The organism is [Micrococcus luteus] ATCC 49442 (assembly GCF_010367585.1).
Classification (GTDB): domain Bacteria; phylum Actinomycetota; class Actinomycetes; order Actinomycetales; family Micrococcaceae; genus Arthrobacter; species Arthrobacter luteus_A.
This window is the reverse complement of sequence record NZ_JAAAXP010000001.1, coordinates 251622-276008: the sequence shown is the minus strand read 5'-3', so window position 1 is coordinate 276008 and position 24387 is coordinate 251622. Positions and strand designations below refer to the sequence as shown.

General features: G+C 65.4%; 18 protein-coding genes and 1 tRNA gene. 8 read left to right on the top strand and 11 right to left on the bottom strand.

Annotated features, from left to right (window positions below; all coding sequences use genetic code 11):
* Nucleotides 1-24: 24 nt before the first annotated feature.
* From prfA to argS, 7 genes are all read right to left on the bottom strand, one after another.
* Nucleotides 25-1098: a peptide chain release factor 1 gene (prfA, locus tag GUV69_RS01245; protein ID WP_164199014.1), complete on the bottom strand. Its 1074-nt coding sequence runs from the start codon at nucleotides 1096-1098 to the stop codon at nucleotides 25-27.
* A 108-nt stretch (nucleotides 1099-1206) separates the two neighbouring features.
* Nucleotides 1207-3411 carry a transcription termination factor Rho gene (gene rho / locus GUV69_RS01240; RefSeq protein WP_164199012.1) on the bottom strand — a complete coding sequence of 735 codons (2205 nt, stop codon included), beginning with the start codon at nucleotides 3409-3411 and terminating at the stop codon, nucleotides 1207-1209.
* Between the two features lie 300 nt (nucleotides 3412-3711).
* Nucleotides 3712-4686 (bottom strand): homoserine kinase, encoded by a 975-nt coding sequence (gene thrB / locus GUV69_RS01235; RefSeq protein WP_164199010.1) that lies wholly within the window; start codon nucleotides 4684-4686, stop codon nucleotides 3712-3714.
* Between the two features lie 2 nt (nucleotides 4687-4688).
* Entirely contained in the window at nucleotides 4689-5795 is a 1107-nt protein-coding gene (gene thrC / locus GUV69_RS01230; protein WP_164199008.1) for a threonine synthase, read from the bottom strand.
* Complete coding sequence (locus tag GUV69_RS01225) at nucleotides 5796-7124, bottom strand: homoserine dehydrogenase (protein ID WP_164199006.1); 1329 nt, start codon at nucleotides 7122-7124, stop codon at nucleotides 5796-5798.
* Nucleotides 7125-8609, bottom strand: coding sequence for a diaminopimelate decarboxylase (gene lysA / locus GUV69_RS01220; protein WP_164199004.1), 1485 nt, complete (start codon nucleotides 8607-8609; stop codon nucleotides 7125-7127).
* A 5-nt stretch (nucleotides 8610-8614) separates the two neighbouring features.
* Nucleotides 8615-10264, bottom strand: coding sequence for an arginine--tRNA ligase (gene argS, locus GUV69_RS01215; protein WP_164199002.1), 1650 nt, complete (start codon nucleotides 10262-10264; stop codon nucleotides 8615-8617).
* Nucleotides 10265-10431: 167 nt separating this feature from the next.
* On the opposite strand from argS, the gene GUV69_RS01210 reads away from it, so the two are divergent.
* From GUV69_RS01210 to GUV69_RS01195, 4 genes are all read left to right on the top strand, one after another.
* Nucleotides 10432-10896 (top strand): FMN-binding protein, encoded by a 465-nt coding sequence (locus tag GUV69_RS01210; protein ID WP_164199000.1) that lies wholly within the window; start codon nucleotides 10432-10434, stop codon nucleotides 10894-10896.
* A 3-nt stretch (nucleotides 10897-10899) separates the two neighbouring features.
* Entirely contained in the window at nucleotides 10900-11772 is an 873-nt protein-coding gene (locus tag GUV69_RS01205; protein ID WP_164198998.1) for an FAD:protein FMN transferase, read from the top strand.
* Nucleotides 11769-13475, top strand: a complete 1707-nt coding sequence (locus GUV69_RS01200) for a ferredoxin--NADP reductase (RefSeq protein ID WP_164198996.1) — start codon at nucleotides 11769-11771, stop codon at nucleotides 13473-13475. Before GUV69_RS01205 ends, GUV69_RS01200 begins: the two co-directional genes overlap by 4 nt.
* Before the next feature lie 158 nt (nucleotides 13476-13633).
* A tRNA-Arg gene (locus GUV69_RS01195) sits at nucleotides 13634-13706 on the top strand.
* Between the two features lie 271 nt (nucleotides 13707-13977).
* Here GUV69_RS01195 and GUV69_RS01190 read toward each other — a convergent pair.
* Nucleotides 13978-15591 carry an HNH endonuclease signature motif containing protein gene (locus GUV69_RS01190; RefSeq protein ID WP_164198994.1) on the bottom strand — a complete coding sequence of 538 codons (1614 nt, stop codon included), beginning with the start codon at nucleotides 15589-15591 and terminating at the stop codon, nucleotides 13978-13980.
* Nucleotides 15592-16050: 459 nt separating this feature from the next.
* Between GUV69_RS01190 and GUV69_RS01185 the strand changes: the two genes are divergently transcribed.
* Together GUV69_RS01185 and GUV69_RS01180 are read left to right on the top strand one after the other, a co-directional pair.
* Nucleotides 16051-17055: a M4 family metallopeptidase gene (locus GUV69_RS01185; protein ID WP_431197089.1), complete on the top strand. Its 1005-nt coding sequence runs from the start codon at nucleotides 16051-16053 to the stop codon at nucleotides 17053-17055.
* Nucleotides 17056-17105: 50 nt separating this feature from the next.
* A complete protein-coding gene (locus GUV69_RS01180) occupies nucleotides 17106-17405 on the top strand; it encodes a protealysin inhibitor emfourin (protein ID WP_164198992.1) in 300 nt (99 codons plus the stop codon).
* On the opposite strand, the gene GUV69_RS01175 is transcribed toward GUV69_RS01180, so the two are convergent.
* Nucleotides 17402-18370 (bottom strand): GlxA family transcriptional regulator, encoded by a 969-nt coding sequence (locus GUV69_RS01175; protein ID WP_164198991.1) that lies wholly within the window; start codon nucleotides 18368-18370, stop codon nucleotides 17402-17404. The genes GUV69_RS01180 and GUV69_RS01175 overlap by 4 nt on opposite strands.
* An 81-nt stretch (nucleotides 18371-18451) precedes the next feature.
* Here GUV69_RS01175 and GUV69_RS22825 point away from each other — a divergent pair, with 81 nt between their 5' ends.
* Nucleotides 18452-18619, top strand: a complete 168-nt coding sequence (locus tag GUV69_RS22825; RefSeq protein ID WP_167525072.1) for a hypothetical protein — start codon at nucleotides 18452-18454, stop codon at nucleotides 18617-18619.
* A gap of 163 nt (nucleotides 18620-18782) precedes the next feature.
* Complete coding sequence (gene hrpA, locus GUV69_RS01170) at nucleotides 18783-22760, top strand: ATP-dependent RNA helicase HrpA (RefSeq protein WP_164198989.1); 3978 nt, start codon at nucleotides 18783-18785, stop codon at nucleotides 22758-22760.
* On the opposite strand, the gene GUV69_RS01165 is transcribed toward hrpA, so the two are convergent.
* Complete coding sequence (locus GUV69_RS01165) at nucleotides 22757-23185, bottom strand: HIT family protein (RefSeq protein WP_164198986.1); 429 nt, start codon at nucleotides 23183-23185, stop codon at nucleotides 22757-22759. The two genes, hrpA and GUV69_RS01165, sit on opposite strands and share 4 nt — an antisense overlap.
* A complete protein-coding gene (locus tag GUV69_RS01160; RefSeq protein ID WP_164198984.1) occupies nucleotides 23182-24339 on the bottom strand; it encodes an NAD(P)-dependent alcohol dehydrogenase in 1158 nt (385 codons plus the stop codon). Before GUV69_RS01160 ends, GUV69_RS01165 begins: the two co-directional genes overlap by 4 nt.
* Nucleotides 24340-24387: the final 48 nt, after the last annotated feature.

The following is a 24387-nucleotide window of genomic DNA, read 5'->3' as shown; positions in this document are numbered from 1 at the left end:
GACTATAAGGCTTCCGGCAGCTTGCTATTCGCCGATGGCGTCCAGGCGGGCCTGTTCGTCCATCTCGATGGCGGACTGGATGACCGGCTCAAGGTCGCCGTTCATGACCTGATCCAGGTTGTACGCCTTGTAGCCGGTGCGGTGGTCTGCGATCCGGTTTTCCGGGTAGTTGTAGGTGCGGATGCGCTCTGAACGGTCCATGGTGCGGATCTGCGACTTGCGCTGGGCCGAGTTCTCGGCGTCGATCTGCTCCTGCTGGTGCGCCAGAATACGGGCCCGAAGCACACGCATGCCGGCTTCGCGGTTCTGGAGCTGCGACTTTTCGTTCTGCATCGCCACCACAATCCCGGTAGGCAGGTGGGTGATGCGGACGGCGGAGTCAGTGGTGTTCACGGACTGTCCGCCGGGGCCGGAGGACCTGTAGACGTCGATCTTGAGGTCGTTCTGGTTGATTTCAAGCTCTTCAGGCTCGTCCACTTCGGGCAGCACCAGCACGCCGGCCGCAGAAGTGTGGATTCGTCCCTGCGATTCGGTCACGGGGACACGCTGGACGCGGTGCACTCCGCCCTCGAACTTCAGGCGCGCATAAACGCCCTCGGCAGGATCGTTGGAGCTCCCCTTGACGGCCATCTGGACGTCCTTGTAGCCGCCCAGGTCAGACTCGGTGGCGGAGATCAGTTCGGTCTTCCAACCGCGTGATTCGGCGTAGCGGGTGTACATCCGCAGGAGGTCGCCGGCGAACAGCGCAGCTTCGTCGCCGCCTTCGCCGCCCTTGACCTCAAGGATCACGTTGCGGGCGTCGTCAGGGTCGCGCGGAATCAGCAGGCGGCGCAGTTTGGCCGAAGCAGCCTCCATGGCCTCTTCCAGCTCAGGCACCTCGGCAGCAAACTCAGGGTCCTCGGCAGCCATCTCTTTGGCCGCGGCAAGGTCATCCCGGAGGGCCTCCCACTTGTGATAAGCCTCCACAATGCCGTTCAGCTGCGCAGACCGCCGCCCCAGCTTCCGGGCCAGCCGCTGATCAGCGTAAACAGCAGGATCCCCCAACTGCGCCTGGATAGCATCATGCTCATCAAGCAGGCCCTGTACGGACTCAAACATTTTCAAAACCTCTTTCGACTCTTACAAGTCTAGTTTCGTGGGACTTAACGACGAACCGCCCAAAGCATGCCGACCACAGGGTCGGCATGCTTTGAGCGGTGAGCACAGCTACTTGTCGTTATCCGACTTCGCACCAAGCGTCGTCTTCTGAACCTGCATCAGGAACTCAACGTTGCTCTGGGTCTCCCGGATCTTGTTGGTCAACAGCTCAAGGCTCTGCTGCGTTTCGAGTCCGGACAGGACGCGGCGCAGCTTCCACATGATCTTGACTTCCTCGGGGGAAAGCAGGTTCTCTTCACGGCGCGTGCCGGACGCGTTGACGTCCACTGCCGGGAAGATGCGCTTGTCAGCCAGCTGGCGGGACAGGCGGAGCTCCATGTTGCCGGTGCCCTTGAACTCTTCGAAGATGACCTCGTCCATCTTGGAACCGGTCTCCACAAGGGCCGTTGCCAGGATGGTGAGCGAGCCACCGTTTTCGATGTTGCGGGCTGCACCGAAGAAACGCTTCGGCGGGTACAGCGCGGCGGAGTCGACGCCACCGGACAGGATACGGCCGGAGGCCGGTGCTGCCAGGTTGTAGGCGCGGCCCAGGCGGGTCATGGAGTCGAGGAGCACCACAACGTCCATGCCCATTTCCACGAGGCGCTTGGCGCGTTCGATGGACAGTTCGGCCACGGTGGTGTGGTCATCGGCGGGACGGTCGAAGGTGGAGGCAATAACCTCGCCCTTGACCGTGCGCTGCATGTCCGTGACTTCTTCAGGGCGTTCGTCAACAAGCACCATCATGAGGTGGACCTCAGGATTGTTGGTGGTGATGGCGTTGGCGATGGACTGCAGGATGAGCGTCTTGCCGGCCTTCGGCGGGGAGACGATCAGGCCGCGCTGGCCCTTGCCGATCGGGGCAACCAGGTCGATGACGCGGGGGCCGATCTTCTTGGGATCGGTCTCCAGGCGCAGGCGCTCTGAGGGGTACAGCGGGACCAGCTTGGCGAATTCGACGCGGTCTTTGAGCTCTTCCGGCGTCTTTCCGTTGACGGAGGTTACGCGGACCAGTGCGTTGAACTTCTGGCGTGCAGACTGCTGGCTGCGGTCTTCGCCTTCCCGCGGTGCCCGGATGGCGCCGACCACGGCGTCGCCCTTGCGCAGGTTGTACTTTTTCACCTGGGCGAGGGACACGTAGACGTCGTTCGGGCCCGGCAGGTAACCGGAGGTGCGGATGAACGCGTAGTTCTCCAGGACGTCCAGGATCCCGGCTACGGGCAGCAGGACGTCGTCATCGGTAACCTCGACGTCGTCGACGTCCGGTCCCTGGGCACGTCCACGACGGCGGTCGTTGCGGTCGCGGAAACGGTCGTTGCGCGAGTTGTCACGGCTGTCCTGGCCGCCGGAGCGGTCATTGCGGTCGTTCCGGTCACGCCGGTTACGGCGGTTCCGGCGGCTGCCACCGTCTGAATCGTCGCTGTCGCGGGTGTTGTCGCGGGAATCGTCACGGCGGGTGCCTTCACGCTGGCCGGCGTCGCGGCTGCCCGCGTTGTCGCGGCCGCCGTCAGTGCCCTCGCGGGTACCGGCGTCACGGGTACCGGCGTCGCGGGCAACGCGGGTGCGGCCCCCGTCACGACGGTCTGAACGCTGGCCGTCGCCGGACTCGGCGCCCTGGACATCCGTGCGCTGCGTTTCGGTGCGCTGGCTCTCGGTGCGCTGGGTCTCAGCACGGTCCTGGCGCTGTTCAGCGGCGGGCTGCTCAGCCGGAGCCTCAGCGGATTCCCCGGTCTGAGGGGAGATAGCCGCAGCTTCGCCGCGGCGGCGGTTGCGGGTCCGCGGCTGACGGCGTTCGCCGGCACCTTCGGCCGCTTCGCCGGACTCGGCGGGGGCGGCTGCCGGAGCTTCGGCAGGCGCGGCGACAGGGGCTTCAGCAGGTGCTGCGGCGGGAGCAGCGACGACTCCGTCGCTGACAGCGCGCCGGCTGCGGCCGCGTCCACGGGCCCGGGTCCCCTCGGCAGCCGGGGCCTCCGCGGTTTCGGCGGAGACAGGCGCCGGAGCGGCAACAGCTACGTGGTTCTCGCTGGCCTTTTCGGCAACCTTGGCCGGGGCCTTGGTAGCCGGAGTGCCTGCACGGTGGGCGGAAATGGCTGTAACCAGGTCCCCCTTGCGCATGCGGGACCCGCCGGAGATCCCCAGCTGGCTGGCAAGAGCCTGCAACTGGGCGAGCTTAAGGCCGGCAAGGCCACTGCTCTTTGCGGGTGCGGCCGTTGACGATCCGGCTGCAGAAGTTGATGTGTCCACAGCTGAAGACAGCTCAGTGGTTTCGGTCACGAAGGATCCTTCCCCCTCGACGGCGTCCAGACTGGGAGCTGGACGCGATGATTTGATCTGGGCTGCAGTTCAGATCTGCAGCCGGGAGTTTCGGCCTTGCCGGTTGGATTTCGGCCAGCAGGGCCGGATACTGATTCACCTCACGCACCGAAATAATGGCGGAACGCTGGACTGACGGTTCAGGGGCAGACACTTCATGCTGCAGATTCCTGCGACAGACCAAGCAGGTGACACCGGAAAATATTGCGCAGTAGGAGATCAGGTAACAACTGAATGCAGCTGCTGATCAGATAGGCGGAATTACCGCCGGTGCAAGTCCACCTTAGCACCTTCGACGTCCACTGCCAGCTTCAGCACGCGCCAACCGATATCCGGAGTGTTGGCTGTCGTGAACGAGTCGATCAGGGCGAGGATTTCCGTCGCCTCGGCTTCGCCGTTGGCCAGTGCCAGCACGGTGGGGCCGGCGCCCGAAACCACGGCCGCGTGGCCGGCGCTGCGCAATCCCCGGATGAGGGCCGCGCTGGGGCGCATGGCCTCGGCACGGTAGCTCTGGTGGAGGTAGTCCTCGGTGCCGGCAAGCAGGAATTCCGGCTTCTGCGTCAGCGCGTGGATCAGCAGTGCCGCACGCCCGGAGTTCATCGCTGCAGCATGGTGGCCCACAGATGCCGGCAGCAGGGCCCGCGCCGCTTCCGTGGACAATTCATAGTCCGGAACCGCCACGATGGGGATGACGGAATCAACCACCGTGGCGCATGTGCTCCTGTACTGGTCACTGTCCTGCCATGACAGCGCCAGTCCGCCGAAAATCGCGGGCGCGACGTTGTCCGGGTGGCCTTCCATCTCGCTGGTCAGCTGCAGGATCCAGTCCCGCCCGCGCTGGCCGCCGGCAGGGACCATCGCGTTGGCGGCAGACACCGCCGCTACGACGGCCGATGCCGAGGAGCCCAGGCCGCGGCCGTGGGGGTTGACGTTCGTAGCAGTAATTTTCAGCCCGCCGTGCCGGTAACCCAGCCGCGCGAAAGCCGCGTCCATGGCCCTTACCACGAGGTGGCTGGCGTCGCGGGGCAGGCTGTCCGCGCCCTCGCCGCTGAGCTCGAACAGGAGCTCGTCGGTTTCGAGGCTTTCCACCGTCAGGGTGTCATGCAGTGCAAGGGCGAGGCCCAGGCTGTCATATCCCGGACCGAGATTGGCGCTCGTGGCGGGGACCCTGACGGTGACCCGTTGTCCTGCCTCGATGAGGGGCAGGACAACGGTGTCGGGCGCGGTGGTTTTCAAGGCTACTTTTCTTCCAGTCCCAGCTCGGCTGCAACGGTGACAACGTCGTTGGAGACCTTGACGGGCTGCACTTCGCTGCCGTCTTCGGTGCGCAGGGCCCACTGGGGGTCCTTCAGGCCGTGGCCCGTGACGGTGATGACGATGGTCTTACCGGACGGCACTTCCCCTGCGGCATGCTTCTTCAGGAGGCCGGCCACACCGGCGGCGGAGCCCGGCTCCACAAAAACACCCTCGCGGGCGGACAGCCAGCGGTGCGCGTCCAGGATCTGCTCGTCCGTCACGGCGTCGATAAATCCGCCTGACTCATCGCGGGCGGCAATGGCGCCGTCCCAGGATGCGGGGTTGCCGATCCGGATGGCGGTGGCGATGGTGTCAGGTTCCGTAATCGGGTGCCCGGCAACGAACGGCGCTGCACCGGCGGCCTGGAAGCCCCACATCTGCGGGGTTTTGGTTGACACGGCAGGAAGGGTTCCGGCCGTTGCCGACTCGAACGGCGCCGAGTACTCCTTGTAGCCCTTCCAGTACGCCGTGATGTTTCCCGCGTTGCCTACGGGCAGGACGTGGATGTCGGGAGCGTCGCCGAGCGAGTCCACGATCTCAAAGGCGCCGGTCTTCTGGCCCTGGATACGGGCAGGGTTGACGGAGTTGACCAGGAACACCGGGTAGGACTCCCCCAGCTTCCGTGCGATGTCCAGGCAATTGTCGAAGTTGCCGTCCACCTGAAGCAGCGTGGCGCCGTGCGCGATCGCCTGGCTCAGCTTGCCCATGGAGATCTTGCCTTCGGGAACCAGCACGGCGCATTTCAGGCCGGCAGCGGTGGCGTAGGCAGCCGCAGAAGCAGAGGTGTTGCCGGTGGAGGCGCACACAACCGCCTTGGCACCGGACTCAACGGCGGCCGTCATGGCCATGGTCATGCCGCGGTCCTTGAACGAACCGGTGGGGTTCATCCCTTCGACCTTCAGGTACACGGTGGAACCGGTCAGTTCGGAGAGCTTCTGTGCGTGCACCAGCGGTGTGCCGCCCTCGCCCAGGGTGATCACCCGGGTGGATTCCGTCACGGGCAGACGGTCAGCGTATTCGCGGATAACGCCGCGCCATTGGTGAGCCACTTAGACTCCTTCTACCCGCAGAACGGATGTAACTGAATTGATGACGTCCAGGCCCTTCACGGCCTCGACGGTGGCCGCAAGGGCAGCCTCTGATGCGCGGTGCGTGACAATCCGCAGTTCGGCTGATTCCACATTGGACCCGGAGTCCTTGTGGATGGTCTGCCGCATGATTTCGATGGACACGCCATGCTCCGCAAAGAGCTGGGCGATGCGGGCCAGCACGCCGGGCTGATCGGCGACGTCCAGGCCGATGTAGTAGCTGGTGGTGGCCGCTTCGATGGGCAGCGCGGGAACGTAGCCGGTGGTGGTTTCGGTCCGCTGGGGCCCGCCCAGCACCAGGCGGCGGGCGGCGGAGACAAGGTCACCCAGGACGGCAGACGCCGTCGGGGTACCTCCTGCACCCTGGCCGTAGAACATCAGCTCACCGGCGTTTTCCGCTTCGATGAACACCGCGTTGAAGGCGCCGCGGACGGCGGCGAGCGGGTGCTCACGCGGGAGCAGCGTGGGGTGCACGCGCACCGAAATACCTTCGGCGCCATCTGTTTCTGTGTCTGCGACCGTGAGCTTTTCAGCGATGGCCAGCAGTTTGATGACAAAACCGGCGTCCTTCGCCGCAGCAATGTCTGCCGCGCTGACGTTGGTGATGCCCTCGCAGTAGACGTTTTCCAGGGCAAACCGCGTGTGGAAGGACAACGTGGCCAGGATAGCGGCCTTGGCGGCGGCGTCGTGGCCTTCGACGTCGGCAGTGGGGTCCGCTTCCGCGTAGCCGAGGCGCTGGGCCTCGGCGAGGGCGTCGGCGAACTGGGCGCCGGTGGAATCCATCTGGTCAAGGATGAAGTTGGTGGTGCCGTTGACGATGCCCAGCACACGGGTGATCCGGTCGCCGGAAAGGCTGTCGCGGATGGGGCGCAGAATGGGGATGGCGCCGGCAACTGCTGCTTCAAAGGACAGCTGCACACCGGCCTTGTCAGCCTCTTCGTAGAGGGTGGGACCGTCCTGGGCGAGCAGGGCCTTGTTGCCGGTGACCACGCAGGCGCCGTTCTGCAGCGCAGAAAGGATCAGCGTGCGGGCCGGCTCAATGCCGCCCATCAGCTCGATCACCAGGTCCGCATCCTTGACGAGCGTCCCGGCGTCGGTGGTGAAAAGTTCCTGCGGAAGCTCCACGTCGCGCTTGGCGTTCACGTTGCGCACGGCGATGCCGCTGAGCTGCAGGCGTGCACCGGTGCGGGCGGCCAGGGCGTCGGCGTCCTCAATGAGAATCCGCGCAACCTGGGCCCCAACGTTGCCACAGCCCAGGAGGGCTACTTTCAGGGTTCGCAATTCAGTCATTCAGACTCCCATGTCGCGGTTGAGCAGATCTTCTTCGGTTTCCCCGCGGACAATCAGCCGGGCAAATCCGTCGCGCACCGCGACAACGCCCGGCCGGGCCAGATAGTTGTAGTTGCTTGAGAGGGCCCAGCAGTAGGCGCCGGTCCCCGGTACAGCAAGCAGATCACCGGCTGCCACGTCCTCGGGCAGATATACATCTCTAACAACTATGTCGCCGCTCTCGCAATGTTTGCCCACCACGCGGGACAGCTGCGGCGCAGCATCCGACGCCCTGGAGGCAAGAATCGCGGAATAATCCGCGTCATAGAGCACCGGGCGGGCGTTATCGCTCATGCCGCCGTCAACTGACACATAGCGGCGCGGATGCGTAACGTTTTCCGGCTGCGTCCCGGCTGTTTCACCGGTTCCGACGGCGGGCGCGTCGACACGGACGGTCTTCAGGGTGCCCACCTCGTACAGCGTGAAAGTGGTGCTGCCGACGATGGCGCGGCCCGGTTCGATGGAAATTCGGGGGGACGTGATCCCCAGGTCCGCGCAGGTGGAACGCACGACGGCGGCCATCGCCTGCGCGATTTCCGCTGCCGGGCGGGGTGTGTCCACCGGGGTGTAGGCGATGCCGTAGCCGCCGCCCAGGTCCAGTTCGGGCATCACGATGGAGTACTTTTCCTGCATGGCGGCCAGGAAGCGGAGGAGCTTCTCGGCGGCCAGCGCGAAGCCGTCAGGCTCAAAGATCTGGGACCCGATGTGGCAGTGCAGTCCAAGCAGGTCAATGCTGGCGTAGCTGGTCGCCGCCGCAACGGCCTCTTCCGCCGCTGACAGGCCGGCCTGCTCGGTGGTGTCCTCTGCCATGGACAGACCGAACTTCTGGTCCTCGTGTGCGGTGGCAATGAATTCGTGCGTGTGGGCGTGCACGCCGGGGGTCAGCCGCAGCATGACCTTGGCCTGCTCGCCGCGGCCAGAGGCAATTTTCGCCACGCGCTCCAGCTCGTCCAGGCTGTCCACCACGATGCGGCCGAGCCCCATGTCGAGGGCCCGGTTGATTTCCGCATCCGACTTGTTGTTGCCGTGCAGCGCCACGCGGGCGCCGTCGATGCCTGCCCGTGCGGCCACGGCCAGTTCGCCGCCGGATGCAGTATCCAGGCGCAGGCCTTCCTCCTCCACCCACTTCACAACCGCGGTGCACAGGAACGACTTGCCGGCATAGTAGACGTCCACTCCCCCGCAGATGTCAGCGAAGGCGGCATCAAAGGAATCCTTGAAGGACCGCGCCCGGGCACGGAAGTCGGCCTCGTCCATCACGAACAATGGTGTGCCGAACTGTGCCTTGAGCTCGCTGGCGGGGATGCCGTTGACGGCGAGCTCACCGGCGTCGTTCCTTTGCACACCCTGTGCCCACATCGGTTCCTGAACTGCATTCAGGTCCGCGGGAACGGCGAGCCATTCAGGGGCCAGCGGGGATGCATTGTTCAAGGGATTTCCGGTCATGGTGGTCACATCCGTTCCGGCGCGGAAACGCCAAGGAGGTGCAGGCCGTTGGCCAGCACCTGGCTGGTGGCGTCGTTGAGCCAGAGACGGGTGCGGTTGACGTCCGTGACGGGCTCGTCGCCCATCGGAGCGATGCGGCAGGCGTCATACCAGCGGTGGTAGGCGCCTGCGATGACCTCGAGGTGGCGGGCCACGCGGTGCGGCTCGCGCAGCTCTGCGGCCTTGGCAACGATGGAGGGGTAGCTGCCCAGGTAGGAAAGCAGCTCATTTTCGGTGGCATGATCCAGCAGGGAAGCTTCGAAAACGCTGCGGTCCACACCGGCGGCAACGGCATTGCGGGCCGCGCCGCGGGTGCGGGCGTGGGCGTACTGCACGTAGAAGACAGGGTTCTCGTTGCTGTGCTTCTTGAGCAGGTCCGGGTCAAGCGTCAGCGGCGAGTCCGCCGGGAAGCGGGCCAGCGAGTAGCGGACGGCGTCCTTGCCGAGCCAGTCGATAAGGTCCTTGAGCTCGATGATGTTGCCTGCGCGCTTGGACAGCTTGGCACCGTTGACGGAGACCAACTGGCCGATCAGCACCTCGATGTTGACCTCGGGGTCGTCTCCGGCTGCCGCCGCGATTGCCTTGAGGCGGTGGATGTACCCGTGGTGGTCGGCGCCGAGCAGGTAGATCTTCTCGGTGAAGCCGCGGTCCTTCTTGGAGAGGTAGTACGCGGCATCGGCGGCGAAGTAGGTGGGCTCGCCGTTCGCCCGGATCATCACGCGGTCCTTGTCATCGCCAAAGTCCGTGGTTCGGAGCCAGACCGCACCGCCGTCGTCGAACACGTGGCCCTGCTCGCGAAGGCGGGCAACGGCACTTTCGATCGCGCCGGCGTCGTGCAGTTCCTGCTCGGAGAAGAACACGTCGAACTCGACGCCGAAGTCTGCGAGCGTGGCCTGGATGTCCTTCATCTGGGCCTCGTAGGCCGCAGCGCGAATGACGGGAATCGCGGCCACTTCGGTCAGTTCGCGGATATCCGGATGTGCCGTGAGTACGTCGTGGCCGAGATCGGCGATGTACTGGCCGGGGTAGCCGCCGTCGGGTACGGGCAGGCCGTGAAGCCGGTTGTAGACCGACTGGGCGAAGGTGTTCATCTGCGTGCCGGCGTCGTTGATGTAATACTCGGCGGTGACCTCGGCGCCGGATGCACGCAGGACGCGGGCAATGGCGTCGCCCAGGGCAGCCCAGCGGGTGTGGCCGATGTGCAGGGGGCCGGTGGGGTTCGCCGAAACGAACTCCATGTTGACCACGTGGCCGGCGAGCGCGGAGTTCTTGCCGTATTCCGGACCGGCTTCGACGATGGCCTTGGCGAGGGCACCTGCGGCGCCGGCGTCAACGGTGATGTTCAGGAAGCCTGGACCGGCGATGTCCACGGCCGCGACGCCGTCGATGGTCTTCAGCCGGGTGCTGAGGACCGTGGCGAATTCGCGCGGGTTGGTGCCGGCCTGCTTGGACAGCTGAAGGGCGATGTTGGTGGCCCAGTCGCCGTGCTCCCGGTTCTTCGGTCGCTCCACGCGCACCTCATCAGGAACAGCTGATGCGGAAAGCCCGATTTCGCCGGCGGCGACGGCGTCTTTCAGGCAGGCGGATATGGCGAGGGAAAGTTCTTCGGGAGTCACCCCTCTAGCCTACCGGGGGCCGCCACATGCACGAATTCGAGCACCGCAGGTGCCCGCGGGCGCTCGATGGCGCACAGCGGACGCCCTGCTGGTTCACAGGGTGAACCATTACGCTGAATCCGACGTTGAGTACACCGTAAGCACCCAGCCCACGAAACGAGCCCCCTATGAGACCGTCAGTCCGCAAGAGTGTTTTCGCCGGAATCGCCGGCCTGTCCCTCGCCGGAACCGTGGCCGGCTGCGCGCCGTCCGCAGCGCCTGTCCCCTCGTCCGAAAACAACTCCACCGGCGCTTCCACGCCGTCGGACAGCTCATCAACCCTGGCTGGCAGCGGTTCCGTGTACCAGGACGGCACCTACAGTGCCGATGGCACCTATGTTTCGCCGAACGGCACCGAAACCGTCGGCGTTGAACTGACACTGGCCTCGGGCACTGTCACGGCCGTCAACATCACCCAGCACCCGTCCAACCCGAACACGCGCAAGTTCCAGGGTGAATTCGCCGGCGGGATTGCGGCGCAGGTAGTAGGCAAGAGCATCGACGAGCTCAACGTGTCCAAGGTCGCAGGCTCCTCCCTCACCAGCGGCGGCTTCAACCAGGCCGTAGAAACGATCAAGTCCGAGGCCCAGTAGGCCGTGCCGCAGCCTGCCTGGGAGGACTTCCGCTTCGACGGGATCGGTACCCGTTGGGAAATCTCCACGCCCCTACCGCTTTCGGGCCCCATCCGCGCGCGGCTGCTGTCCCTGGTGGAAAAGTACGACGGCGAATGGTCCCGTTTCCGCCCCGATTCCACCGTCAGTGCCATGGCCCGTGAGCCCGGGCGGTACGAGCTGCCGGCGGAGGCTGCGGTGCTGGGGCAGCTGTACCGTTCCCTGTACGGCATAACGGCGGGAGCCATGACTCCGCTCATTGGCAGCAGCCTGGAACGGTTGGGATATGACGCGGCATACTCCCTCCAATCTGCAGGTTCGCCCGTGGCGCCGCCGCGGTGGGATGAAGCCCTTGACTGGGATGGCTCGGTGCTCACCACCAGCGCGCCCGTCGTCCTGGATATCGGCGCCGCCGGAAAGGGCCAACTGGTGGACCTCCTGGCGGCTGAGCTGCGCTCCTGTGGTGAAGACAGTTTCATTGTTGACGCCAGCGGGGACCTGTTTCACCGTGGTCCTGATCCGGTATCCGTTGCCTTGGAACATCCATATGATCCCGCCAAGGCAATCGGTACAGTTCAGGTCTCCGCGGGCGCCTTGTGCGCTTCCGCCTCGAACCGCCGCGTGTGGGGCGACGGCCTGCATCATGTGCTGGACGGCACCACAGGCCGGCCCGTCACCACGGCTGTCGCCACCTGGACCATGGCGGAGAGCACCATGGTTGCTGACGCGCTGGCGACGGCCTTGTTCTTCGTCCCCGGCGCGGTGCTGGAACAGACCTTCGATTTCTCCTGGCTGACCGTGTTTTCAGATGGCAGTGCCGCGTATTCGGGCGGATTTGAAGGGACACTGTTCACATGAGCCCCGTTGTTACCCCCACCGCTTTTTCACCGGCCGGCCGGCTGGATACCATGCTGGGCAAGTACACGATGTACCGGCTGATCCTGCTGGTACTGTCTGCCCTCGCCGTGTACAGCCTCTTACTGAACGCTCTCGGCTGGCTGACGTTCGGCCTACCCCAGATGCTGCTGCATTTGGCCCTCTGCCTTGGGCTGACGTACGCCTCCAACCGGGGCTTGGCTGCACTGTTCCAGGTGCGGCCACATTCAGAATCGTCACTGATCACGGGCCTGCTGCTGTATTTCCTGTTCTGGCCTTCATTTGTGCCCATGGACGTGGCCGGCGTCGCGCTGGCCTGTGTGCTGGCGTCCGCCTCCAAATACGCCCTTGCCTGGCGTGGCCGGCACGTTTTCAACCCTGCTGCGGCCGGTGCCTTCGTGACCGGTCTGACCGGGCTGAATGTCGCCACGTGGTGGGCCGCGACCCCTGCGATGTTGTGGCTGCTGGTTCCTGGCGTCCTGCTGGTGGTGTACCGCACCAGGAAGTTCCTCATGGCCGCCGTCTTCCTCGTGGTGGCTACCTCGATTGTGACCGCGGAACTGCTGCAGGCCGGGATGACTCTCGGCAGCTCGCTCTGGCAGGCCCTGGCGCAGCGGCCCCTGCTCTTTTTTGTCGGCTTTATGCTGACCGAGCCTCTGACTCTTCCGCCACGACGCTGGCAGCAGCTCGCGCTTGCGGCCGTTGTTGGTGTGGTCTTCGCGGTGCCGTACAACTTTGGCTTCATCGCCAACTCCCCCGAACTGGCCCTTCTTGTGGGCAACCTCCTGGCTTTCCTCGCAGGCCAGCGGGGCGGCGTGAAGCTGACGTTCGCCGGCTCCCGTGCTCTGACGCCCAGCACCACGGAATTCGCCTTCGAACCGTCCCGCCCCGTCCGCTTTGTGCCGGGACAGTACATGGAGCTGGACCTGCCGCACGCTGAATCGGACGGAAAAGGCCGACGCCGGGTGTTCAGCCTGACCAGCGCCCCCGGTTCCGGCACGGTGAAGTTTGGCGTTCGGACGTCCGAGCCACTGTCCGCCGCCAAGAAAGCCCTCCTGGGCCTGAAGCCTGGCGACCACGTGACAGCCACCTCCGTGGGGGGCGACTTCGTGCTTCCCCGGGACCCCCGGACTCCCGTGCTGCTCATCGCCGCCGGCATCGGCATCACCCCGTACCTTGCCCATCTGGCTTCCGGGGCGGGCCGGGACCGTGATGTGGTGCTGCTGATCCTGGCACGGAACTCCCACGAGATTGCTTACGCGAGCGAACTGGAGGCGTCCGGGGCGCGGATCATTGCGCTCATCGCTGACGGATCGGCCCCTCCGCCGTTCATTGCCGACGCCCGCACTGGGGTCTCGAGTGGCATCGGTGTCTCAAGTGGCGCCGGCGCGACTACGGGCAGCGACGCAACGGTTGGCAACGGTTCAAGAAATGACGGTGCGATGAGTGATGGCGCAATGAGTGACGGCGCGATAAGTGCCAGCGCGATTGCTGGCACCCCGGCTGCGGACGGCGTCAACCCAGGTGCCAGGCTCGACGGGGCCATGCTGAAAGCCTTGGTTCCCGACATTGCCAACCGCGCCGTCTACGTCTCCGGGTCGCCCGCCAGCGTCGCTTCGCTGCGTCGTGCGGCCAAACAGGCCGGGGCGCACCGCGTGCACGTGGACTCGTTTTCCGGCTACTGAGTTGCTTCCGATATTGGTGACATGTGTGGACTTGTCGCAGGGATCATTTAGTGGAATTTTGGGCAGTGAGGCGGCTTGGGGGACCACGTTTTCCATTGCGGGCCAACATCCTGCTAAGCTCTAGGACGTCCCGCCAGCAACGGCAGGATCCCTGAATTGCCCTCGTAGCTCAGGGGATAGAGCGTCTGCCTCCGGAGCAGAAGGTCGTAGGTTCGAATCCTATCGAGGGCACAGATAAAACCCCGCCGCTGAACGAGCGGTGGGGTTTTCTGCGCTCCGGCTGAGAACTCAGCCATCCGCCGCAGAGCCAAAGGTCCGGAATGCTGGCCGTCTGCAAGTCGAACCTCACGAGGGGGAACCTCACGAAGGCGGCTTCAGGGACGCGAACTCAGCAACGCGGCTTCAGGCACTCGAAACCTCAGGAGTGTTGCTTTGGCCGCAAAACGTCAGGCAGTCCACGCAAAACGTCAGGCAATCCAACGGTCAGGCTCTCGGGGTCCGTTCATTCCCGGGGCACTGGGGCTCGTGGTGGCTGGTCGTTCGAGAGCGCCCATGGATCTACTGGGAATCCTTGACCAGAATCAATTGCCGCACCGGGCCAGTGGGGTGGTTCCTGGTCGGGTTGTTCGCTTTGGTAGTGGCGGCCGGTGGGTGAGATCCAGCCGGGCGGTTCGTCCTTGGTGGCTTCGGTGGGTTGCCAGGGTCTGGCGTGTTTGAGCCGGTGATGTTTTGGGCAGAGCTGGGCCAGGTTTGAAATCCCGGTGCTCCCGCCGTTGGCCCAGTCCTTCAGGTGGTCGGCTTCGTTGTCCAGGGATGGGTTGGAGCAGCCGGGGAACTGGCATTTTCCGTCCCGGAGCCGGAGCCATTGACGCAGCGCTTTGGGGATCCGGTAGCTTTCCCGGCCGATCTCCAACGGGGCCCCGTCGCGGGGATCGGTCAGGACCCGGCGGAACGACTCGGCACCATTAGCGACGAGGGCGCGGGCCATGGAGGGCGGGATCGGTCCGTATCCGTCGAGGATGGCGGGTTCATCGGTCAGGCCCATCAGCGCGAACACCGGAACCGTGACGAGGACCTGGGCTGCCGGTGACGGGATCCTCCCGGCAGCCCCGTCCAGAGTGCCGCCCTGAGTGGCGTGCTGGGTGCTGTGCAGGGTGCCGCCGAGGAGCCACGCCGCGACGTTGTCGGCACGGAGCTGGGTGAGTGTCCTGCCCTCGGTTGGGCCTTGGAGGGCGCGGGCGGCGGTGGTGGCCCGGTTCCAGATCCCGGCTGCCTGGTCGGCGGGCAGGTAGGCCGAGAGCCAGGCCATCCCGTCCCGGTCCGGACAGAATTCGACCCGACGGTCCAAGGCGCTCCGGGTGTGGCGTTGTTCGATGCTGACCGGGTGGTGGCGTTCGCGCCAGGTCCTGGCTTTGGCCCGGAACCGGCCCGGGACCATCCCGCCGGCCGCGCCGCGGGCCGGGTTCGGCGCGTCCGGGTCCAGGAAGTGCGCCTCCAGGGCGTGGGCGGCGGCGGGCTCGAGGTTGGTTGTTTCGTCGACCATGATCCGGGCATGCTGCCACGACAACGTCCCGGCCTGAAGGGCCGCCAGCGTCAGCGGCAGGGCGGTGGTGAGGCGGTGGGCCTCGCCCAGCAGCCCGCCGGCCGTACGTTCACTGACCGTCAGGGCACACGCGACCTCAGCCACGATACTCATGTCCTGGGCGGTCTGCTCCTGCGGGGACATGATGGGCCCCGCGATCACTTGGGCGGCCTCGTCGTACCCGCCGGCCGCATGGACCTTCACCGCAGCAACCATCGCCTCCAACCCGGCCGCGCCGGACAACACCGTCAGACACGCCTCAGCCTGCCAACGCAACGGGTCCGAGCCAGCCGCAAAAGGGCCGGCTGCGAAAGCGCCAGGCACCGGGCCGTCCGCCGGCCCGCCTGCCGTGCTTACTGGCGGGATGTCGGCCACGCCAGCCCTTGGGCAAGTGGCAGGCACTCCAACCGGCACCGGGCTTCCTGCCAGATCCCCGCCCGTAAAGATGTCCACCGCCCCCCGGAGCACACCGGCCAGCCGCAAAGCAGAAGCCGCGATGGCCTCCAGAACTTCTGCACCTGCGGCGTTATCCATACCTCCAGCATCACAGCACGCACCTACAGCACGCGCTAAGCAAACCGCCTATGTGGATAAGTGGACCATAGTGACACTTGGACGGCGAAATAGATTCATCGCCACACCCGCATCAGGCACGAGGACTCATACCGCCGTCGAATCACCTATGGACCGCATCACGCGCAGCCAGAACCGCGTCACGCGTACCGCCGGCCCACAGTAACCGGCTCCCAGAACCGCATCACGCGCACGCGCGGCCCCCGGCACCGTCAGCCAGAGCCGCACTCCCGGCAGTCGTCTTTCGGGCACCCGCGTGAGCCTCCCCTGGATTGTCAGTGCCCCCTCGTAGGCTGAACTCACCGATCGAGGGGGTCCGTCATTCAGTCACCAGACCAGCATCTGCCAGCCCGGCGCCCGGCAACCCGGCATCAGCCGACGGGCACCTGTTTCATCATTCCGCCCTATCTGCTTCGGAGGTTGGCCCGCCAGGACGCGCCGCAGTACTCTGCCGCCGCCAGGGCCGCCAAAGAAGCCCTGAGCCACGTGCGGTCGGTCCAATCGGCCCGCACAACACCGGCGCCCACAACTCCGCCCGGATTGAGGGACGTCCAGCCGGGGCTGCCCCACCGGAGCATCTACGACGCCGACGGCTCCGAGAACCTCCCGGGGAAAATAGTGCGCAAGGAGGGCGAACCTGAGTCCGGGGATGCGTCCGCCGACGAGGCCTACGACGGGCTGGGGCACACCCATCGCCTGTTTGCAGACGTTTTTGGCCGCAACTCCATCGACGGCGGGGGGCTCCCCCTCGATGCGACCGTGCACTTCGGCAAGCTCTACGACAACGCCTTCTGGGACGGCAAGCAGATGGTCTTCGGCGACGGCGACGGCGAAATCTTCGGACGGTTTACCCGCTCGCTGAGCGTCATAGGCCACGAACTCACACACGGAGTCACGCAGTACTCTGCCGGCCTGGCGTACCGGAACCAGGCCGGCGCCATCAACGAATCCATGTCAGACGTCTTCGGCGCGCTCGTTGAGCAGTATCTAAAGAAGCAGTCCGTTACCGAAGCGAGCTGGCTGATCGGCGAGGGTCTGTTCACTGCGCAGGTGGAAGGTTCAGCCCTACGGTCCATCAAGGCGCCGGGCACGGCGTATGACGACGACGTGCTGGGTAAGGATCCGCAGCCCGATTCGATGGACTCGTACGTGCGGACCAGCGCAGACAACGGCGGCGTCCACATCAACTCCGGCATCCCCAACCGCGCTTTTTACCTGGCCGCGGAGGCCCTGGGCGGCAATGCCTGGGAAGCGCCGGGCCAGATCTGGTACGACACCCTCACGGGCGGCTCATTGCCCGTCACGGCAACTTTCAGTGTCTTTGCGCGGGCGACGGCGGCATCCGCCGTCGAGCTGTTTGGTTCCGGTTCCGCGGAACATGACGCCGTCCGTAAGGCGTGGGAAACTGTGAAGGTCAAGCTTTAAGCCAACGCCCGACTGCCGGCCGGGCCGTAGGGAAGCCCAGGAACCAGGCCATGAAAATAAGTGTGGAGCGCACCGGTGGCATCGCTGCGCTGACACGGGTGTGGACAGTGACAGCCGAGACCGAGCGCGCCAAGAGCGAATGGCAGCCCATCGTGGAGGCATGCCCGTGGGATGCGGTGCCCAAGACGGTCCGGGCGGCAGCCGCTGAAGCCGAAGGAAGCCAGCCGGACCGTTTTATCTACTCCATCCGGGCAGGGCAAAGGCGCGCCGCGCTCCCTGAGCAGAGGGTCACCGGACCGTGGCGCGTGCTGGTGGACAGTACGCGCGCAGCTGCTGAAGACTCCGGCTAAACAACAGCCTCCAACTGGCCACGGAAAGCCCGGCGGTAAGACTGGGGACTGGTGTCCAGCACCTTGGCAAAGTGGTGCCGCAACAGAACCGGATGCCCGAAGCCGGATTCCCGAGCCACTTCTTCGATGTTCAGGTCCGTGGATTCCAGGAGGTCCTGCGCCCGCAGGACCCGCTGGGAGTTCAGCCAGGCCGCAGGCGTTGCTCCGGTCTCGGACCGGAACCGGCGCGCAAAGGTCCTGGCGGACATATGGACCCGGTTGGCGAGGTCGCCCACGGTGTGCTCCTGGTCGAGGTGATCCACCATCCAGCGGAGCAGCTCTTCCATTGGCGCCGAGCCGCAGGCCGGCATGGGCCGGTCGATGAACTGCGCCTGACCGCCGTCGCGGTGCGGCGGCACCACCATGTCGCGGGCAATCGCAGCGGCAACGTGGGCACCCAGCTCAACCCGTACGAGGTGCAGGCAGGCATCAATGCCCGCCGCAGTACCGGCACTGGTGATCAGGTTGCGGTCCTGCACGTAGAGCACATTCTCATCCACCTGCACCTCGGGGTACCGGCCGGCGAGTTCATGCGAATAGTGCCAGTGCGTGGTGCAGCGCCGGCCGTTCAAAAGACCCGCACGGGCCAACGCGAAGGCACCGGAGCAGATGGACATTACCCACGCTCCGCGGGCATCGGCGGCGCGCAGCGCTTCCAGAACGGAATCCGGTACGTCCTCGTCCCGTCCGTACGGGGTCATGATCACCAGGTCCGCATCGGCGGCGGCCTCCAGGCCCAGGCTCACGTTCATGGACAAGCCTGACTTCATCCGGACAGTCCCGGGCTCGGGTGTGCAGACCCGGAAGTCAAAGGACGGAACACCACTGCCGCGCCCGGACCTGTCGATGCCAAAGACCTCACATGCCGTGCCGAACTCAAAGACCGCAAAGTTGGGGACAACGATCACTGCCACTGATTTCAACATGACTCCATTATGGCAGAAATTTACCCTTTTTGGGCATTTCTGCCACTGTTGATCAGGTGTCCACGGGAGAACCATAGAGGCATGGAAACCTTCGCAATCATCCTCGTAGTACTCCTCCTCGTCGCTCTCGCAGCAACCGTCTCAGCGCTCCTGCGTGATGGCCGCGGCCACACCCCGCCTGTCACCTCCGACCAGGCCTGGTCCGCCCTGGACCTGCCCAGCACCAACTACACCCTGCGCATTTTCTGACGGCAGGACCCACTGAACGCCAGAACGCAAACGTCCACATCAACCCGCTCAGGGCCCGGTTCCGACGAACCGGGCCCTGACTCATGCACTGACGGATCAGTGCCGTACGGGCAGCCCGGCGCGGACCGGAAGCCGGCTACGCCGCAGTAGACTGGCTGCAGCCATGACATTTCATATCTCCTACCCTGCTGAGCTGCCCGTTTCCGAGCGCCGCGAGGACCTGATGGCTGCCATTGCAGCTAACCAGGTGACGATCATCGCCGGCGAGACGGGCTCCGGCAAGACCACCCAGATCCCCAAAATGTGCCTCGAGCTGGGCCTGGGCGACAACGGCCTGATCGGCCACACGCAGCCGCGCCGGCTTGCAGCGCGCACCGTGGCGGAACGCATCGCTGAGGAACTCGGCGTGGAGATCGGCCAGGAAGTCGGCTTCCAGGTTCGGTTCACGGGCGAAGTCAGCCGCTCCACGAAGGTCAAACTAATGACCGACGGCATCCTCCTGGCTGAGATCCAGCGCGACAAGCTGCTGCGCAAATACAACGCCATCATCATCGACGAAGCACACGAGCGCAGCCTCAACATCGACTTCATCCTCGGCTACCTCAAGCGCATCCTGCCGCAGCGGCCGGACCTGAAGATCATCATCACCTCAGCCACCATTGATCCGGAGCGGTTCGCGAAGCACTTCGGCTCCGACGAGGCGCCCTCCCCCATCATCGAGGTCTCAGGACGCACGTTCCCGGTGGAGATCCGGTACCGGCCGCTATCACAGCCCGCCGGTGGTGCCGCCGCCGAAAATGACGATGAAGACAACTCGTCCGACGACGAACTCGAGGAGGACCGCGATCCCCTCGACGCCGTGTGCGACGCCGTGGACGAGCTCGCCACCGAGGCTCCCGGCGACATCCTCATCTTTTTCTCCGGTGAGCGCGAAATCCGTGACGCAGCAGAGGCCCTCAACGCGAGGATCCAATCCAACCGGCGGCTGGCAGGCACCGAGGTCCTGCCGCTGTTCGCCCGCCTGAGCCTGCAGGAACAGCACAAGGTGTTCCACCCCGGCAAAAACCGCCGGATTGTGCTTGCAACCAACGTTGCCGAGACGTCCCTGACTGTCCCGGGCATCAAGTACGTCATCGATACCGGCACCGCGCGCATCTCGCGCTACTCGCACCGCACCAAGGTCCAGCGGCTGCCCATTGAACGAGTGTCCCAGGCTTCCGCCAACCAGCGGTCCGGCCGGTGCGGCCGCGTGTCTGACGGCATTGCCATCCGGCTGTATTCGGAGGAGGACTTCGAATCCCGCCCGCTGTTCACAGATCCCGAGATCCTGCGCACCAACCTCGCAGCCGTCATCCTGCAGATGACCGCCATGGGCGTGGCCCGCGGACCGAAGGACGTCGAGAACTTCCCCTTTGTGGAGCCGCCGGATTCGAGGGCAATCAACGACGGCGTCACCCTGCTGCGCGAACTCGGCGCCTTGAGCGCTGTCAAGGCGGGCGACGCCAAGAGCGGCGGTCTGACCGCCGTCGGGCAGCAGCTTGCCCAGCTTCCGGTGGATCCCCGTCTGGGGCGGATGATTGTGGAGGCCGGCAGGCGCGGCTGTGTCCGCGAGGTGATGATCCTGGCCGCGGCGCTGACCATCCAGGACCCGCGCGAGCGTCCGACGGACAAGCAGCAGCTCGCAGCGGAGAAGCACGCCCGTTTCCGGGACGAGAACTCGGACTTCACCGGTTTCCTGAACCTGTGGAACTACATCCAGGAGAAGCAGCAGGAGCTCTCCTCTACACAGTTCCGCAGGCTCTGCCGCACCGAGTTCATCAATTACTTGAGGGTCAGGGAATGGCAGGACCTGTTTGCTCAGCTCCGGCAACTGGCCCGGCCGCTGGGCATCAGCCTGGACAACAAACGGCTGGCCGATCCCGTCGGCAACCATGACGGGATCCACATCAGCCTGCTCTCCGGGCTGCTGAGCCACATCGGGATCCTCGATGACCGCAAGCGCGAGTACGCCGGCGCGCGTGGCAGCCGCTTCGCCATCTTCCCTGGCTCGGCCCTGTTCAAGAAGTCCCCCACGTTCGTGATGGCGGCCGAGCTGGTGGAAACCAGCCGCCTGTGGGCGCGGGTGGCGGCAAAGTTCGATCCTGTGTGGGCCGAACAGGTGGCGCCGGACCTCGTCAAACGCAGCTACAGCGAGCCGCACTGGTCCACCAAAATGGGCGCCGTGATGGCCTACGAAAAGGTCACCCTCTACGGCGTGCCCATCATCCCCCAGCGCCGGGTCAATTACAGCCGGGTGGATCCGGTCCTGGCCCGGGAGCTGTTCATCCGGCATGCCTTGGTGGAAGGCGACTGGAAAACGCACCACAAGTTCTTCCACCGTAACCGCGCGCTCCTGCTCGAAGTCGAGGAGCTTGAGGCCAGGATGCGCCGGCGCGACCTCCTGGTGGACGACGAAACGCTGTTCGAGTTTTATGACGCACGGATCGGCCCCGATGTGGTGTCCGAGCGGCACTTCGATAAGTGGTGGAAGGAAGCCCGGCAGAAGAATCCGGATCTCCTGGACTATGACAAATCGCTGCTGCTCAATGACGAGGCTGATGACCTCGACGAAGCCGCCTACCCGAAGACGCTGCTGCACAAGGGCTTCGAGCTGCCGCTCACCTATGAATTCCACCCGGTGGCCCCGGGCTCGCCGCCCAATCCGTCCGACGGCGTCACGGCCGAGGTGCCGGTACTGTTCCTCAACCAGTTGGACGACAAGGCCTTCCGCTGGCTGATCCCGGGCCAGCGCGTGGAATTGGTGACTGCCCTGATCAAATCCCTGCCCAAGCAGATCCGCAAGAACTTTGTGCCTGCCCCCGACGTGGCCCGGCAGGCCGTGGCTGCCCTCGAGACCGACTTCGATCCCGCCACCGACGAACTCGAAGCGTCGCTGGAACTGGTTTTGCGCAGGATCCGAGGGCACATCGTCCCGCCCGGATCCTGGAACTGGGACGCCGTTCCCTCCCACCTGCGGGTGAGCTTCAAGGTGGTGGACAGCAGGGGCAAAGTCCTGGACGAGGGCAAGGACCTTGCTGCCCTGCAGGAACGCCTGGCCCCGGCCACACGCCGGGCCATTGCCGAGTCGCTGGGCGCGACGCCTGCCACTACCGGACCGCAATCGCGGGGAAAGTCTGCGGCCCGCGGGAATGACGGCAGGACCGTCACGGCAGCCCCGCCCGCTGGCAACCTCGCAGGTGTCGACGCGGCATCCGGAAACGGTGCGGGCTTCAGGGAACAGAGCGGCCTGAAGGAATGGTCTTTCGGCACCGTGCAGCGGCAGGTCAGCAGCATCGTCAACGGCCACACTGTCACGGGCTACCCGGCGCTTGTGGACGAGGGAACGTCTGTTGCCCTTCGCGTCTTCCAGACATCTTCGGAACAGCTGGCAGCCATGCGCGGCGGTGTCATCCGGCTCCTGGCACTGCGGGTTCCGTCCCCGGACCGCTACGTCCTGGAGCACCTCAACAACACCGAAAAACTCACGTTCAGCCAGAACCCCCACGGTTCTGTATCCGCACTGATTGCCGATTGCGCGCTGGCCGCCGTGGACAAGCTGACGCCGGCAGACCTGCCGTGGGACCGGGAATCGTTCGACGCCCTTTATGAGCAGGTGCGGGCAGAACTGATCGATACGGTGTTCACTGTCACTGCGGTAGTGGAGCGCATCCTGGCCAGCACCCGGCGGATCGACAAGCAGCTGAAGGGAACCACCAGCCTGGCGCTGATCAGCGCGCTCAACGATGTCAAGAGCCAGCTCGAGCAGCTGGTGTTCCCCGGGTTTGTGGCCCGCACCGGCTTTGCCCAGCTGAGCCAGCTCCCCCGGTACCTCACGGCCATCGAAAAGCGGCTCGAAAAGCTGCCCGGCAATGTCCAGCGCGATGCCTTGAACATGGCCGCCGTCCAGCGCCTGGAGGACGACTACGACGACGCCGTGTCGGCCCTGCTGCCTGGACGGCGGGCGGGAACCGAGCTGACCCAGGTGCGCTGGATGATTGAAGAGCTCCGTGTGAGCCTCTTCGCCGTCGAACTCGGAACCGCCTACTCCGTCTCGGAAAAGCGGATCAGGGCCGTCCTGAACAAGGCCCTCGCACCGGCCTAGCTTTCGGGAACAAAATCCCCGTAACCCGCGGCGCGGAGCCCTGCACGGAGCTTTTCCGCGTTGGCGTCCAGCACTGCCGGGTCCGGGTTATGGTCCGCCGAGGCGAAGTCGAAGTCAGCCATGCTCCGGGACGGCCACACATGGACGTGCAGGTGGTTGATCTCGTACCCGGCCACAATCAGGCCGGCCCGCTCAGCGGGGAAGAGGTCCAGCTGCACGGCGCCGATCCGTCGGGCCACCTCCATCACCTTGGCGAGGGTTTCCGGCGAGGCGTCGGTCCACCGGTCCACCTCTTCGGTGGGGACAACCAGCGTGTGACCATCGGCCAGCGGACCCGTGGTCAGGAAAGCCACGACGTCGTCCTCGCGCCAGACAAAGCGGCCCGGGATCTCGCCTTTGATGATCTTGGTGAACAGGGTACTCATGCGTCTGCCTCCTCGGCCGGAGCCTGCAGGGTGCTGGTATCCAGCACAAAACGGTACTTTACGTCGCCCGCCACCATCCGGCGGTACGCCTCATTCAGCTGGTCTGCGGACACCAGCTCGATGTCCGCCACCACGTTGTGTTCTGCACAGAAGTCGAGCATTTCCTGCGTTTCGGCAATGCCGCCGATCATGGATCCGGCGTAGGAGAGCCGCCTGCGCATCAGTGCCCGCGGGTTGACCGGGGGCATGGCGTCAGCTGGCAGCCCCAGCTGGAACAGCGCGCCGTCCACGCGGAGGGTCCGGAAGTACGGGTTCAGGTCGTGCGGTGCGGCCACGGTGTCGATGATGAGGTCCAGGCTCCGGTTGGCAGCAGCCATGGCGTCTTCGTCCCGGGACAGGATGACTTCGTCAGCGCCAAGTTCCAGCGCGGCAGCCATCTTGGCGTCGGAAGTGGTGAACACCTTGACCACGGCGCCCATGGCCTTGGCGAGCTTAACCGCCATGTGGCCCAGTCCCCCGAGGCCCACCACGCCCACCACATCCCCTTCCTCCACATCGAAGTGCCGCAGCGGGGAGTAGGTGGTGACTCCGGCGCAGAGCAACGGCGCGACGGCGGCCGGGTCAAGGTTCGCGGGCACGCGCACCACGTAGCGCCGGTCCACCACTACGGCGGACGAGTAGCCTCCCTGGGTGATGGAGTCGCCGTTCCGCCTATCTACGGCGCCATACGTACCTGTCATGCCGTTTTCGCAGTATTGCTCGAGGCCATCCAGGCAGCTGTCGCATTCGCGGCAGGAGTCAACCATGCACCCGACGCCCACGCGATCACCCGGGGCGAAGTCTCCCACAGCGGAGCCAACGCGGCTGACGGTTCCAACGATTTCGTGGCCCGGGACTAGGGGATACTTCTGGACACCCCACTCACCGCGGGTTGCATGTACGTCGGAGTGGCACAGGCCGCAGAACTCAACGGCGATCTCGACGTCATCCGCTTTGGGTGTTCGGCGGGCCAGGGTCAGGGGCACCAGGCCGCTATTTTCGGACACTGCGCCGTACGCGGCCGCCATGGTTCCGGCGCCCTGACCGGACGAAGGAGGATCGGCGGGCAAAACCGGGCGGGCAAGGGGCGGCGGTACGGGGCGTCCTGGGCTCATACCTGCGACGCTACCCCCGCAGGCGGCGGCATTTCCACTCGGAGCACG